Annotated in this window: 13 protein-coding genes; 6 read left to right on the top strand and 7 right to left on the bottom strand. The window is 62.2% G+C overall.

From position 1 onward, the window contains the following. Positions 1–11: 11 nt before the first annotated feature. The gene (locus CXR25_RS19185; protein ID WP_338027629.1) at positions 12–806 is read right to left on the bottom strand and encodes a pyridoxamine 5'-phosphate oxidase family protein; all 795 of its coding nucleotides are present in this window, start codon (positions 804–806) and stop codon (positions 12–14) included. 226 nt (positions 807–1032) lie between these two features. On the opposite strand from CXR25_RS19185, the gene CXR25_RS02315 reads away from it, so the two are divergent. Together CXR25_RS02315 and pgm are read left to right on the top strand one after the other, a co-directional pair. Then, on the top strand, positions 1033–1359 hold the full coding sequence (locus tag CXR25_RS02315) for a rhodanese-like domain-containing protein (RefSeq protein WP_125240353.1): 327 nt from the start codon (positions 1033–1035) through the stop codon (positions 1357–1359). 108 nt (positions 1360–1467) lie between these two features. Further along, a complete protein-coding gene (pgm, locus tag CXR25_RS02310; RefSeq protein ID WP_125240352.1) occupies positions 1468–3108 on the top strand; it encodes a phosphoglucomutase (alpha-D-glucose-1,6-bisphosphate-dependent) in 1641 nt (546 codons plus the stop codon). Between the two features lie 28 nt (positions 3109–3136). Here the strand turns inward: pgm and fdxA are convergent, their stop codons facing one another. Further along, complete coding sequence (gene fdxA, locus CXR25_RS02305) at positions 3137–3469, bottom strand: ferredoxin (protein ID WP_009884581.1); 333 nt, start codon at positions 3467–3469, stop codon at positions 3137–3139. Positions 3470–3971: 502 nt separating this feature from the next. Here fdxA and CXR25_RS02300 point away from each other — a divergent pair. Then, entirely contained in the window at positions 3972–4430 is a 459-nt protein-coding gene (locus CXR25_RS02300; protein ID WP_069599376.1) for a hypothetical protein, read from the top strand. Between the two features lie 114 nt (positions 4431–4544). On the opposite strand, the gene CXR25_RS02295 is transcribed toward CXR25_RS02300, so the two are convergent. After that, entirely contained in the window at positions 4545–5594 is a 1050-nt protein-coding gene (locus CXR25_RS02295) for an LCP family protein (protein ID WP_125187678.1), read from the bottom strand. Between the two features lie 245 nt (positions 5595–5839). Here CXR25_RS02295 and CXR25_RS02290 point away from each other — a divergent pair, with 245 nt between their 5' ends. The 3 genes from CXR25_RS02290 (at position 5840) to CXR25_RS02280 (ending at position 8172) form a co-directional block, all read left to right on the top strand. Next, positions 5840–7078, top strand: coding sequence for an MFS transporter (locus tag CXR25_RS02290; protein ID WP_009884584.1), 1239 nt, complete (start codon positions 5840–5842; stop codon positions 7076–7078). A 309-nt stretch (positions 7079–7387) separates the two neighbouring features. Continuing rightward, positions 7388–7597 (top strand): helix-turn-helix transcriptional regulator, encoded by a 210-nt coding sequence (locus tag CXR25_RS02285; RefSeq protein WP_009884585.1) that lies wholly within the window; start codon positions 7388–7390, stop codon positions 7595–7597. After that, positions 7597–8172 (top strand): hypothetical protein, encoded by a 576-nt coding sequence (locus CXR25_RS02280; protein WP_009884586.1) that lies wholly within the window; start codon positions 7597–7599, stop codon positions 8170–8172. The genes CXR25_RS02285 and CXR25_RS02280 overlap by 1 nt, the downstream gene beginning before the upstream one ends. Before the next feature lie 210 nt (positions 8173–8382). Here CXR25_RS02280 and dld read toward each other — a convergent pair whose 3' ends face one another. From dld to CXR25_RS02260, 4 genes are all read right to left on the bottom strand, one after another. Then, entirely contained in the window at positions 8383–10092 is a 1710-nt protein-coding gene (dld, locus tag CXR25_RS02275) for a D-lactate dehydrogenase (protein ID WP_114319494.1), read from the bottom strand. 88 nt (positions 10093–10180) lie between these two features. Next, positions 10181–11524: a replication-associated recombination protein A gene (locus CXR25_RS02270; RefSeq protein ID WP_164513925.1), complete on the bottom strand. Its 1344-nt coding sequence runs from the start codon at positions 11522–11524 to the stop codon at positions 10181–10183. Between the two features lie 86 nt (positions 11525–11610). Beyond that, positions 11611–12873, bottom strand: coding sequence for an MFS transporter (locus CXR25_RS02265; RefSeq protein WP_240516255.1), 1263 nt, complete (start codon positions 12871–12873; stop codon positions 11611–11613). 38 nt (positions 12874–12911) lie between these two features. Next, positions 12912–13583 (bottom strand): GntR family transcriptional regulator, encoded by a 672-nt coding sequence (locus CXR25_RS02260; protein ID WP_125240351.1) that lies wholly within the window; start codon positions 13581–13583, stop codon positions 12912–12914. Positions 13584–13610 lie beyond the last annotated feature (27 nt).

Genomic DNA, 13610 nt, shown 5'->3' with positions numbered 1-13610 from the left:
ACGGCCTGGGCTCAGAGTTCTGTGGTGCTGCTGCCTCCCCCGGTGCGCTGTCCCGTGACCTTGGCCTTGACAATCTGGGCCAAGCCAGCGACCTTGCCGCCCTTGAGACCCCAGTGCTGTGCGGATTCTCCCGTGACCTTGATGAGCCCGAGGTCCGGGTCATTGAGTCCACCGTCGAACCAGGTGGCAGCTTCCTTGTTCCACAACTTCGCCAGCTTGGCCTGATCATCGACGAAGTCGACCCGACCGGCCACCGAGAGCCAGTTGCCCGCCTCGGAGACGGCGATATTGACTTGCGGATTCTGCAGCAGTGCTGTTGCTTGGTCGCCCTGCAGACCGATGAAGAACCACACGTCACCGTCGTCGGTGACCTCTTGGGGCACCATCGGATGGGCGAGCAGCTTGCCGTCATCGAGGGCGGTCGTGAGCATCACATAGCCGCTGTCGCGGAGGATCTTCACGACGTCCTTCTGCTCGAGGGACCCAGTGTCAGCCCCCACACCCGCTTGATGCGTCGTGTTGCCCGTTGCTGCTGGGCTCGCATCGGATTCTCTCTCAGCAGCCTTCACAGCGCTTTCATCAACGGCCGTATGTGAGCCGTCGGGGTTGCGGTGGAGGGTCACACCGATGTCAGCGGCCGTATCCTGGGCGCGGTCTTCGACGTTCTCTTCGGTGTAGCCGACCTGCGTCTGCGAATCGACTTCGGAGGTGCCGCCCAGTGGCTCTGTCGCCTCGTCGAGCTTCGCCGCGGCATCGCGTGCCTTCTTCTCGCCGGTGGATTCGTTGCTTATGTCTCTGCTGCTCATCAACATTCCCTTCACAGACGATTCTTGCCCCAAGTCTCACACGGGGCCGCCGACAACAGAAGAGGGCGTAGAGAAGTTTCCAGGTTTGCCAGGCAACCATCAGACAATGATTCACTCGAGGTCAGATACGTGCGTCCCGTTCTCAATCAGACTGGATGCTGTGCTCGACGAAGCTGTCGACGGTCGCGGGATGCACAGCGAATATGCTCATGCCTAGACTGAGGCCATGGATGAAGAATCAGTCTCCGTGACAGAGATCCCCGAAGGCGCTGCCATCATCGACGTTCGTGAGGACGACGAATGGGAGGCCGGGCACATCGAGGGCGCGCTGCACGTGCCGCTGGGCGAATTGCCGACCCGGCTCGACGATCTCCCCCTCGATGACGACATGTACATCATCTGCCGCACCGGCGGCCGCTCCCACCGCGCCGTGGCCTGGCTGACGAACAACGGCTTCGATGCCATCAACGTCGCCGGCGGTATGGGGTCCTGGAACCTCGACCACGGCAAGCCGATCGTCTCCGAGACCGGCGAGGAACCCTGGGTGAAGTAGGGGCTGCTCACGGCTGAAACCTGCCGGGCGTGAACAGCAACCGTCCACGATGCGGGAACTCCGTGGACACAACTGTGCGGGGTGGCTGGGATTTGGCAAGGTAGAACTATGACTACTCGCGCCGGCCAGCTGGCCCAGGACAGGGATCTCGTCGATATCTCCGCACTGCTTGATTCCTATTACGATCTCGTCCCCGATTCCTCCGTGCCCGCGCAGGCCGTGAGCTTCGGGACTTCGGGGCACCGCGGCTCGAGCTTCAACCGCGCATTCAACGAAGCCCACATCGCAGCGATCACCGCCGCCATCGTCGACTTCCGGAAGAAACAGGGCATCCACGGGCCCATCTTCCTAGGCCGTGACACCCACGCCCTGAGCGAACCCGCGTTCCTCACCGTCCTCGAGGTGCTCGCCGCAGCAGAGGTGCCCGCGCTCATCGATGAGCGTGACGGCTTCACCCCCACGCCGGTGCTCTCCCACGCGATCCTCGGCTTCAATGCGGGCAAGACCGCAACGGATGCGCAGGCCGACGGCATCATCGTGACTCCCAGCCACAACCCGCCCTCCGATGGCGGCATCAAGTACAACCCACCGCACGGTGGCCCGGCTGGGTCGGAGACGACGACGTGGATCGCCGAGCGCGCGAACTCCTATCTCGAAGCAGGGTGGGAGAAGATCCCACGCACCGGCTTCCAGCGGGCCTTCCATCTGGAGAACACCGAGAACTTCGACTTCATCGCCAACTACACCGAGGACCTCGAGTCGGTCATCGACCTCGACGTCATCCGCAGCTCCGACATCCACATCGGTGCCGACCCTCTGGGCGGAGCCAGCGTCGACTACTGGGCCGCCATCGCCGAGGACTTCGACCTCAACCTCACCGTCGTCCACCCAGAGATCGACCCCACCTGGTCATTCATGACCCTGGACTGGGACGAGAACATCCGCATGGACTGCTCCTCGCCCTACGCCATGGCCGGGCTCATCGCCTCCCGCAACGACTTCGACATCGCCACAGGCAATGACGCCGATGCCGACCGCCACGGCATCGTCACCCCCGACGCTGGTCTGATGAACCCCAACCACTATCTGGCGACCACCATCGACTACCTGCTCGACAACCGACCTGAATGGTCCACCAGCGCCGGCATCGGCAAGACGCTGGTCACCTCCTCCATCGTCGACCGCATCGTGTCCGCCCATGGCCGCAAACTGTTCGAGGTTCCCGTCGGCTTCAAGTGGTTCGTCCCCGGACTCCTCGACTCAACCCTTGCCTTCGGCGGCGAGGAATCTGCCGGCGCATCGTTCCTGCGCCGCAACGGCAAAGTCTGGTCCACTGACAAGGATGGCATCATCATGGCCCTGCTGGCCGCGGAGATGACCGCGAAGACCGGGCAGACTCCCTCCCAGCGCTATGCGGGACTGGCCGCGAACTTCGGCACAAGCGCCTACGCCCGCCAGGATGCCCCGGCCACCCGCGCGCAGAAGGCGAAGCTGGGGGCACTCGACGCCTCCCAGGTGAAGGCGACGACCGTCGGCGGTGAATCGGTGACCTCAACACTCACCTCGGCGCCGGGAAACAATGCCCCCATCGGCGGGCTCAAGGTCACGACCGAGAACTCCTGGTTCGCGGTGCGACCCTCCGGCACGGAGGACGTGTACAAAATCTACGCCGAGTCACTGCGCGATGAGGACCATCTGCGGGCCGTCCAGCACGACGCTCGGACATTGGTGGATGGGGTGCTGGAGTAGCCCGAAGCGGCTCCCAGCCACCAGCTGGTTACAGCTCGACGTCCTGATTTTGAGGCGGCAGAGCGGCGATGGCTGGGTGGTCCCGGCCGGTGTTGCCCAGGGCTGCAGCGCCTCCCGGCGAACCGAGCTCGTCGAAGAAGTCCACGTTATAGGTGTAGTAGTCCGCCCATTCCTCCGGGACATCGTCTTCATAGAAGATCGCCTCGACGGGGCAGACCGGTTCGCAGGCACCGCAGTCGATGCATTCGTCGGGATGGATGTAGAGACTGCGTTCACCTTCGTAGATGCAATCGACAGGACATTCGTCGACACACGACTTGTCCTTGACATCGATGCACGGCTGCGCGATCACGTAGGTCATGCGGGCCTCCGCTCTCTGCTCGGATCGTCCACTTCCTCCAAGTGACGAATGGGATGAATCTCAGAGCCCACTCTAGGGCCTCGACCCCAGTCTTCATATGGCCCGGATCACGTCCGACGAGAACGAAGAACCACCTCGGCGAGGTCCGGTCACGATTGGGTTTCACTGTGCAGACGAAAACGTAGCAAACAGCGCTCTGCAACAACCGTGTGTCACAGTCTGGTCGACACCGCCAAGCAGTCGTTCGCACCGCGTCATCAGGCAATATTCGTTGTCGTATGGATCCTATGGATTCCGCGCGCTTGCGCGACCGCCGCAGGATTGCAGACAGCTCGTCTCCAGGCTGTGACCCTCTCCGAGTTTTCTCCCAGGCAGTGTGGTCCTGACTTCAAGTCCGACCGCAATACTGGCAGGCGTCGATGAGGTGTCACCGCTCCGGTGACCACACTCACCGCAGGCATCACACAGCGAAGACGCCCCTCGAAGAAGAAGGATCAACACTATGAAGACCACCATTCGCAATCGCGCAGCAGCTCTGGGAATCGCAGCCGTCGCCGGCCTCGCAGGAATCGGCCTGGCCAGTGGCCCCGCACTGGCGGCACCCGCGCCCGCAGAGGGTACGAGCTCAGCCGCCGACGCCGCACCGCAATCGGTTCACTTTCCCACCGACACCGGCATCTACGCCGATGAGCTAGTCAGAGCCTGGGGTGCAGACAACTCGGAGCGGGTCGAAGCCTTTGCCTCACCGCAGGTCGTCGAGGCTCTGAACGAGCACGGCTCGAAGAATGCAACACATTGGGTGAGGACGGGCGGCGACGGAGCTGCGGGCACCATCTATTCGGATTATGAGAACACCGTGACGGGAGAGACCATGTCCGTCGGTGTCGCCAACGAAGAGGTGTCAAACGGCGGAGAATGGGGCGCACCCCACGGAGTCCACAAGGTCCAGTTCGGCAACTGAGGCGACATCACCCGATACGGGTGCGAAGAACCCCGCCCCTGAGAACTCAGGGGGCGGGGTTCTTCACGTGCACGGGTGGGCGGGGCCACCTCGGCGAGGTATCTGGTCTGACGTTTACAGGTGCGACTCCGGAGCGTTCTGGACGTACTCATCGAGGGTGTCGTTTTTGTACGCGTCCTGGACCTTCTTCAGTTCCTCTTCGTCGACGTTGACGATCGACTGACCGTCACTCGAGGTTCCGACTCCCGCGGTTGGGGAGGTGAAGAACTCGATGTCACCGGGGCGGACGTCGCGCATCGCGAAGGCCGTGGCAGAGATGTACTGCGCGTCGAGACCGGAGTCGACGTACATATACGGAGAGAAGTCCTTGACCATGTTCTGGATCTTCTTCGGGTTCGACAGTGTGTCTGCGGAGATGATCTCGTTGGTCAGTCCCCGGATGAAGGCCTGCTGGTTGCGGGCGCGCTGGAAATCGCCGTCCTGGAAGGACTTGCGTTCGCGCACGAAGGTCAGCGCCTCGTCACCGTCGAGGACGTTCTCTCCCTTGGTGAAGGTGTAGCCGTTCTTCTCAAACGCCTGCTCGGAGTTCACGGTCACTCCGCCGAGGCTGTCGGTCAGTGCCTTGAAGCCCTCGAAGTCGATGATCGCGACGTGGTCGAGTTCCGTGCCGATGAAGTCCGAGATCGTCGACACGGCCAGGGGCAGGCCACCGGTTGAGAGTGCCGAGTTGATCTTGGCCTTGCCATGGCCTTCGATGTCGACCCAGCTGTCACGCGGGATCGACATGACTTGGACATCGGATCCGGACTCCGGGATGTGCATGACCATGATCGTGTCCGAGCGCAGTCCGCGAGAGTCGTTGACGTCGACCTGGTCCATGGGTTCGTCGGAACCCAGCAGCAGGATATTCGTGCCGCCGTCTTCCTTCTGATCGTCAGGACGCTGCGTGCCGAAGATCTGCTCGTCGGTGAGCTTGTTCGCGTTGTTGTCGAAGGTCCGACCCACGTTCCACAGGTAGAGGCCTACACCGAGCACGCCGAGGATGACGATGACGAGCAGGGCGACAAGGATCTTGCGCCACACTTTCTTCTTTTTGCGTTTGGGACGCTGCGGTCGGTCTTCCTGGCTGTCGAACAGATCATCGAAACTGCTGTGGTCTGACATCGGCACTCCGGGTTTCAGTCAATGCGGCGTGGGTGCCGGCGGGAGAGGATTGCAATATCAGCAATTATATAGCTTTTGTTACATTCCCCCGGACACCTTGCCCCGGTGCGCGGGTGTGTCTTGCCTGTGACCTGGGTTGATCGCTCGCCTGCGACTCGAATGACCGTCGCCGAGGTGACTCGACTCACCGGTAACAACGTCGTATCCGTATAGTGGACGCTTCATGCGCTAGGTAGACTTTGCTGGTGTTCAACAACTATCGGGAAATTCTGTCTCTTCCCGGTGCTCTCAAGTTCTCCTTGGCCGGTCTTGTTGCACGTATGCCCATCGCAGTTCTGGGCCTGGGAATCGTTCTGTTCATCCAGGGCGTCAGCGGCTCCTATGGTCTGGCAGGCATCGTCGCCGCCGTGTACATGATCGTCCAAGCTCTTGCCGGCCCCGGGATCGCGCGCCTTGTCGACCGTCGTGGCCAAGCCACCGTCATGGTGCCCATCGTCATCACCCACCTCGTGGCGCTTTCGATGCTCATCGTCTCCGTCTACGCAGACTGGTGGGTGGGCCTCATCTTCGTCTTCGCCGGAATCGGCGGTGCCACTGTCGGCTCCGTCGGGTCGCTGGTGCGTTCGCGCTGGTCACACATCGTGGATTCGCCGAAAAAGCTGCAGACCGCCTTCTCCTGGGAGTCCGTCGCCGATGAGTTGCTCTTCGTCACCGGCCCCGTCGTCGCCACCGTGCTCGCCACTGCCGTGTTCCCCCCGGCAGGCATCATCCTCTCGATGCTCACCGCCGGGATCGGCTCGGCTCTGCTCTACATCCAAAAGTCGACCGAGCCCCCGCCGATCGAACGCACCACAGAGGCTCGCGGGCACGTGTTCTCCAATCCGGGGATCTTCACGATCATCATCGTCAATGTGTTCCTGGGTGTGAACTTCGGCGCCATCGACGTCATCGCCGTGGCCTTCGCCGACGAGCAGGGTGTGAAGTCCCTGGCCGGCATCCTGCTCAGCGCCTTCGCCCTGGGCTCACTCATCGCCGGTGCGCTCTACGGGTCGAGGAACTGGAACTCTGCAACCCATCACCGTTTCGGCGTCACCGTTGCCCTGCTGGCCATCGGCGCGTGTTCGATGATGCTGGCCCAGGGAATGGTCTCCTATACGATCATCCTGTTCATCGTCGGCTTCACGATCGCCCCGAGCCTCATCGGCGCCAACTCCGTCATCGAAGCACTGGCACCGCCGAGGCGTCTGACTGAGGCCTTCGCCTGGCTGGGCACATCCTTGGGCTTCGGTGTCGCCTTCGGATCGGCCCTCGCCGGCAACATCATCGACGCCGCGAATGCGAAGACGGCGATGCTGCTGCCGGCCGGCTGTGCCATCGTCGGTGCTCTCTTGGCGCTGTCGCTGCTCAAACTGCTCAACCCGAAGCGGTCGAGTCACGAGGTGCGGGTCAACCGACCCGGACGGAACGTGTCGCTGAAGGGTTAGAGAGCGAGGGCCGACGGAGTGATCCTTCTGCGCAGACGAGCAGACTGAAGAGCCCGACGGGGCCGGGCCCCACGCTCGAACCGTGGAACCCCGAGCACCAGCCAGTCCAACTCGGCGAGAGGCCCATCGCGCTCGCGGGCGAGCACCACGCACCACGCACCACGCACCACGAGCATCAAAACACCGCGTTGCAACGGGAGGTTGTGCCGTTACCGGTAGTGATGGCCGCCAAATGTCAAAGATTCTTGACGTGGCATGTCAATGATGTTTTACTTTTTATGTAAATAATAGTTGACATCAGGAAACGGGATGGACGTTCAGACTTCGAATCTCAAGCACGTCCGCAAGGCCGCCGGTCTCACGCAGGCCCAACTTGCCCAACGCACCGGCGTCTCGCGTCAGACGATCATCGCCACCGAGCGCGGCGACTACGCACCCAGCGTCTATCTGGCACTGCGCATCGCCCGTTCGCTGGAGACCACAGTGGAAGAAATCTTTTCACTTCAGGAGGAAGCATAATGAACAACAGCAGCGACAGGAAGAACCGCAGCAACGAACTCGCCGACAAGATCGCAGGCTTCAACGACCCGTCGATGGGTGATGAACGCGAGCGCGACGTCATCCTGCGCGCGTATACGCTGGGGGCCGTCGTCTCCACCTACGTGTTCTTCGCGCTCGGACTCATCTTCGCAGTTCTCGGCGCGGGATTGTGGAGTGCATTTATCATCCTCGGCTCCATCGTGACCAGCAGCGCCATTTCGGGGTACTGCAAGCGCGAGAATGTGGACTTCGCGATGTCCATGGCCCGCGTCTCAGCGAAACGGCTGATCGTCGGCAACATCGCCGGCGCGGTGTTCGCCATTGTCTGGGTCAGTGCGATTGTCTTCCACATGAGTGAGGGCCATCCGCTCATCGATGCCGGCATGGGAGCAAGCACCACACTCGGTGCTGCAACCAGCACGTACGCCATCGTCATCGGTGCGACGGTCGGCTTCATCGCTACGATCACCCTCATGACGTTCTCTCGCATACGCAAAATCAAGCAGGCCCGTGCCGAAGCGGCCGCGGCGGCAGATATCGAAGACGAGGACTGACCCACCTCGGCGGTGTGGGCATCTGTTCAACCGACTGCCGGGCCCACGGCGGGCATCACTGCTCTTCTTCGCGGCAACGTCACTTCGCATCACTGCCTGAGCGTCCGTCACCGTTAACGCGAAAACACCCCGGCGCACCGGGGTGTTTTTGCTGTTTGCGGCGACGGACGCACGAGATGCCAAGAATGCGAGCGATGCGCGGAGTGCGCCTCAGGCCCAGTTCTTGTGCGGTGAGGTCTCGCCGACGCCCGGGTTGAAGACATTGCAGGGGTCGAGTTCCTTGAAGTGGGCTTCCATCTCCGGCGGCACCTGGTAGAGGCGACCGTAGTTGTGCTCGGCGGGCACGGCGGCTCCACGTTCCTCGAGCAGCGCCATCATCTGCTTTTTCAACGCCACCGGGTCAACACCCTTCTTCGCCACATGGTCCTGATGGAGGACGTGGCAGAAGAAGTGGCCGTAATAGGAACTGATGTGCAGCTGGTCTGAGATCTCCGTTGGCAGCACCTCGAGCCAATCCTCGTCATCGCGTGTCAGCGCAACGTCGAAGGTGATCATCTCCGAGGACTCGTCACGGTGGAGATTGAAGTAGCGTGTGGCGGCACTGGCGGCACCGAAGCGGTGGAGCATGGCGGACTGAGCTTCATCGGCAGTGCAGATGAAGAAGTCACCGTCATGCCCCACCTCGGCGAAGAAGGTCGTGAGGAACTCCTCGGTCCTCTGCTTCTGGTCGCCGCTGACGACGAGGAGCAGATGGTGTTCAAAGCGATCGCGGTACTCAAGCATGCGGTCCGGCAGCTGCTGCGGCAGCAAGCTGAAGGCACCCTGCGCAATGGAATCGGCAACGGTCTGTCCGAAGAAGGGCAGCTTCGCGAACACCCCGTTCGCCCAGTTCTTCAACGCGAAGAGCTTGATCTGTTCGCGGCTGCCGGCGTGCTTGACGGAGACGAACGTGTCCTTGCCGTACTTCTCGGCAAGGTCGAAGGAGGGCCGTCCCATGTACTCACCGGAGATCGGCAGCGGCATGTCCGAAGTCAGGATCGCCCGGCGCAGGGCCTCGAGCTCGGCGGGGCTGTTGGTGCCCACGTAGAAGGTCGTCGAATCCTTCTGCTTGGGGAAGGTCCGCGTGCGCACGGCGAAGACCATGAGTTTGCCGGCTGACCCTGATGCCTCGTGGAGGAACTTCGGGTTGGCGTTGTAGCGGGCAGGAGAATCGGTGATTTCGCGGACCTGCTCGCTGTATTCGGTATCGAGACTGTCTTCCGGGGGCGGCGTGACATCGGCTTCGTCCCATTCGCCGCGTTGGAGTCTGTCGAGGATATGGGCCGGATCATCGCCGAGGCTGATGCCCAGGTGATTGACAAGTTCGACCTTGCCCTCGTCATCGACCCGGGCGAAGATCGCGTGCTTCGTGAAGGCCGGGCCCTTGCGAATCTGACTGCCGCCGGAGTTGTTCGCGATGCCGCCGACGACCGAAGCACCGATTGAGGACGAACCGATCACCGAGTGGGGTTCACGCCCGTGAAGTGCCAACTTGTCATCGAGTTCGTACAGCGTGGATCCGGCCAGACACACGGCCTCACGAGCATCGTTGATGAGATGGATCTGGTTGATGCGCAGGGTGGAGATGATGATGATCTCACGATCGTAGTCCTGATCGCCGGGACCCGAACCTCCGGTCAGGCCGGTGTTCGCCGACTGTGGGATGACGATGAGATCGTGATCGACGCAGACCTGCAGAGCCCGCCACATATCGACAAGGCTGCCCGGCTTGAGGACCGCGAGCACACTGCCGCCGCCGAAGCGATTGCCTTTGGCGAAGGGCTCCGTCGCCCGGGCGGAGGTGAGCACATGACGACTGCCCATGATGTCGATGAAGGCGCTGACCGCCTGTGATTGGTGCTGACGCTGTCGTCCGAACATTGTTGATAGCTCCTCTTGCATCGATGCGAACGTTGTCCACTCTACAAGCCTGCGGATGGAATGGCGCCTGCGCCCATCCGTTATTTGTTCATGTGTCCCCATCGTCTGACGGGTCATTGTCGGCGCGACCTTCGTGCTGACGTTTTTCAGCACGCATCCGATCCCACTCGGTCAGACGCTTCGCGATGATGTGCTCGTAACCGTTGCTGGTGTGTCGGTACACCTTCTCCGGTTCCATGCCCTCGGGAAAGTAGTTCGCACCGGAAAAGCCCCCCGGCCTGTCCGGGTCATACTCGTAACCCTCCCCGTAGCCGAGGTTCTTCATCAGCTTCGTCGGGGCGTTGAGAATATTTGCTGGAGGCATGAGGGAGCCGGTCTGTTTCGCGAGCTTCTTCGCGGCGTTGAATCCACGGTAGACGGCGATGGACTTCGGTGCGGTTGCAAGGTAGACGACGGCCTGGGCGATCGCGAGTTCACCTTCTGGGGAGCCGAGCCGCTCGAACACATCCCATGCCGCCAGCGCTTGTTGGACGGCTTGCGGGTCGGCAATCGCGATGTCTTCGTTGGCGAATCTGACCAGCCGTCGGGCGATGTAGAGGGGGTCCTCTCCGCCCTCGAGCATTCGTGCCAACCAATACAACGAAGCATCAGGGTCAGACCCGCGCATTGATTTGTGCAGAGCGGAAATGAGGTTGTAATGCCCCTCTTGGGCCTTGTCATAGATGGGTGCGCGCTGTTGAACAAGATCGACTAAGCCGGAGGTGTCGAGAGCACCGCTGACGGTTTGGAGCTGCTCGATGAGGTTGAGCAGGTAGCGACCGTCGCCATCGGCCATTGCCACCAGGCCATGCCGTGCCTGCGCATCAAGAGGCAGTTCTTTGGCGATGGCCTCCTCTGCCCGTGCGATGAGCGTGGTCAGCGCTTCCTCGTCGAGGCGTTTGAGGACGAATACCTGACAGCGGGACAGCAATGCGGAGTTGAGCTCGAAGCTGGGGTTTTCCGTGGTCGCGCCGACGAGCACGATCGTGCCGTCTTCTACATAGGGGAGAAAGGAGTCCTGCTGGGCACGGTTGAAGCGATGGATCTCATCGACGAACAGCATCGTGCCCTGACCGATCTCACGCCGTTTGGCTGCCGATTGGAAGACTTTCCGGAGTTCAGCGACACCGGAGAAAGTGGCTGAGACCGACTCGAAGACGAGGTTGGTGCGTTCGGCCAGCAATCTCGCAATGGTTGTCTTCCCACAACCCGGCGGCCCCCACAGCACCATCGAAACCAGCCTGCGCTCGGCGACCATCCGCCCAATCGGTGCGTCGTCGCCAAGAAGATGATCTTGCCCGATGACATCTTCAAGGGACTCCGGGCGCAGTCGATCAGCCAGCGGGCGGCCCACATCGTCAGGCTCAAACAATGACGGCGGTTCTTGGCTCACACTGTCACCTCCATTCTCATAGCCTAATTGCCGCGGCTGATCGAATGGTGCTCGCGCCGCTGTCTATCGCGAGGGACGCAACGGCGTTACGCGCGAGCCTTCGACGCCAGCGACACCGCGGAGAGGCTGAGCAGACAGATCACTGCGACTGCCCCAAGCGAGATGCTGTAGGGCATGAGCGGCAGCAGCGCCGCGAGCACTGTGGGCAGCAGGAACCCGGAGTACGCCAGCGAGTAGTAGACGCCGGTGATCCCCGCGAGGTCTTTCGGCTCGGCGATGGCCTGGACGATGACCAGACCGGCCACCACGCAGATGCCATACGCGATGCCGAGGACAATGGCGACGACGAAGGCCATGATCGGATCAGCTGCGAGCGCCGCGACGACTGCAAGGCCCATGCCGAAGGTCATGAGCGTGAGCCCGACGACCAGCGCACGTCCGCCCGTCCACCTGTTGATGCGTGGGACGAGGTTCTGCACCAGCGCCCCGGCGCCCAGGGTGACGACGGTCAGCACGGTCGCGTACATGGTCGTCCACTCCCCCAGCTCATCCTGGACCAGAGCGGGCATGACCGCATAGGCAACACCTGCGGCGGCGAAGACCCACGGTGCGGCGGGGATGATGAGGCGCACGAAGGTGCGGTGGCCGACGAGCGGAATCCGCAGGCCTCGCCACCAATGATGGGCCGACCGGCGTTCCTTCGTCAGGGTCTCTGGCGCGGTGAACACGATGAACAGCGCCACGACGGACAGCAGCCCGTGGACCGCGTAGGGAATCGTTTCGGGCATCGGTCCCCACTGCGCCAGGCAGCCGGTGACCGCGGCACCGATGGCGAATCCCACAGTCAGTGTCAATGCCGGGCGGCGAGCGCCGGCGGTGATTCCGGCCTTGTGGTCAAACGGTGGTGACGAGAGTTCCTTGATCCAGCTCGTGCCCACCGACATGGCCACTCCCACGCCGATCCCGGCGAGTACGCGGCCCACGCACAGCAGCCAGAAGAGATCGAAGCCGAGCCCCAGAAGGACGCTGCCAACGATTGCGGCGATCATACCGGCAACGAGGATCGGCTTGCGTCCTCGGCGATCCGAGAGCGCCGAGGCGACCAGGAGTCCCGGTATCAGTCCCCCGACGTACATGCCCAGAAGGAGGTTCGCCTGCCAGACCGCGTAGCCGCCGTCCTCTTCGTACATGTGCACGAGCGGGGTGAAGTGGTTGCCGCCCCAGGCGAGCAGGAACATTGCGGGGACGACGCGAAGCCAAGCTCTGCGTTGGGGCACTGTTGTTGCGGAGTGAGAGATTGTCGTTGCGATCTGGTGGTCTGCTGTTTCAGTTGCGGGTTCTGAAGTCATTGCTGGCGATTCTGGGTTGAGTGCTGCGGTTTCCGATGTCACTGGTTCTCGGGGAAGTGGGAGGACTGAATGTGCTCGCGCACGACCTTTCCGAAATCCTTGGCCTCACCGCGTTCTGCGAGATCGGTGAGCTCGGCATGCTCGTCGAAGAGGGTGTGCAGCGAACTGGGCTGATCGATGACCACTTGGTAGGTCAGGCGGGCCAAGCGCGGGCCCATCGTGGTCAGCATCTCCTCGACAATGCTGTTGCCGCCGCTGCGGATGATGCGGGAGTGGAAGGCGTAGTCGGCACTGGCGAAGTCGAGTGGATGACTGGCATCCAGAGCCTTCTGCTGCCGATCGAGGAGCGTGCGCAGGTCTGCCGCCAGCGGCGCGAAGTCGCTGTCGAGAGTCAGTGCCTGGACGGCGTCGGTTTCGAACATGGCGCGCACCGCAAGCAGGTCGCGGCGCTCCTGCCGGGTCACCGTGGTCACGATCGCGCCCTTCTTCGGCACGAGCCGGACCAGCCTCCAGCGCTCGAGTTGGAGCATCGCCTCCCGAGCCGGTGTGCGACTGGCCCTCTGAGCCTCGGCGAGGTCGGCCTCTGTAAGCAGAGCGCCCGGCTCGTAGCGCTGTTCGATGACTTCACGTGCGGCCCAGGCAGCCATCCGAGCGGCGATCGGAGAGGAGTCGTCGGTGCTTTCCCACGGGAGCGTCAGCAGATTGTTCATACCTCCACGCTAACAGATGCATACATT

The organism is Brevibacterium aurantiacum, from assembly GCF_003932995.1.
Classification (GTDB): Bacteria; Actinomycetota; Actinomycetes; order Actinomycetales; family Brevibacteriaceae; genus Brevibacterium; species Brevibacterium aurantiacum.
Note: the sequence above shows the minus strand (reverse complement) of the source record. Positions and strands in the feature narration are given on the sequence as shown.

Bases quoted from the DNA above. Each gene is read 5' to 3' on its own strand.
- CXR25_RS19185 (WP_338027629.1), bottom strand. From the start codon at position 806: ATGAGCAGCAGAGACATAAGCAACGAATCCACCGGCGAGAAGAAGGCA.
- CXR25_RS02315 (WP_125240353.1), top strand. From the start codon at position 1,033: ATGGATGAAGAATCAGTCTCCGTGACAGAGATCCCCGAAGGCGCTGCC.
- pgm (WP_125240352.1), top strand. From the start codon at position 1,468: ATGACTACTCGCGCCGGCCAGCTGGCCCAGGACAGGGATCTCGTCGAT.
- fdxA (WP_009884581.1), bottom strand. From the start codon at position 3,469: ATGACCTACGTGATCGCGCAGCCGTGCATCGATGTCAAGGACAAGTCG.
- CXR25_RS02300 (WP_069599376.1), top strand. From the start codon at position 3,972: ATGAAGACCACCATTCGCAATCGCGCAGCAGCTCTGGGAATCGCAGCC.
- CXR25_RS02295 (WP_125187678.1), bottom strand. From the start codon at position 5,594: ATGTCAGACCACAGCAGTTTCGATGATCTGTTCGACAGCCAGGAAGAC.
- CXR25_RS02285 (WP_009884585.1), top strand. From the start codon at position 7,388: ATGGACGTTCAGACTTCGAATCTCAAGCACGTCCGCAAGGCCGCCGGT.
- CXR25_RS02280 (WP_009884586.1), top strand. From the start codon at position 7,597: ATGAACAACAGCAGCGACAGGAAGAACCGCAGCAACGAACTCGCCGAC.
- dld (WP_114319494.1), bottom strand. From the start codon at position 10,092: ATGTTCGGACGACAGCGTCAGCACCAATCACAGGCGGTCAGCGCCTTC.
- CXR25_RS02265 (WP_240516255.1), bottom strand. From the start codon at position 12,873: ATGACTTCAGAACCCGCAACTGAAACAGCAGACCACCAGATCGCAACG.
- CXR25_RS02260 (WP_125240351.1), bottom strand. From the start codon at position 13,583: ATGAACAATCTGCTGACGCTCCCGTGGGAAAGCACCGACGACTCCTCT.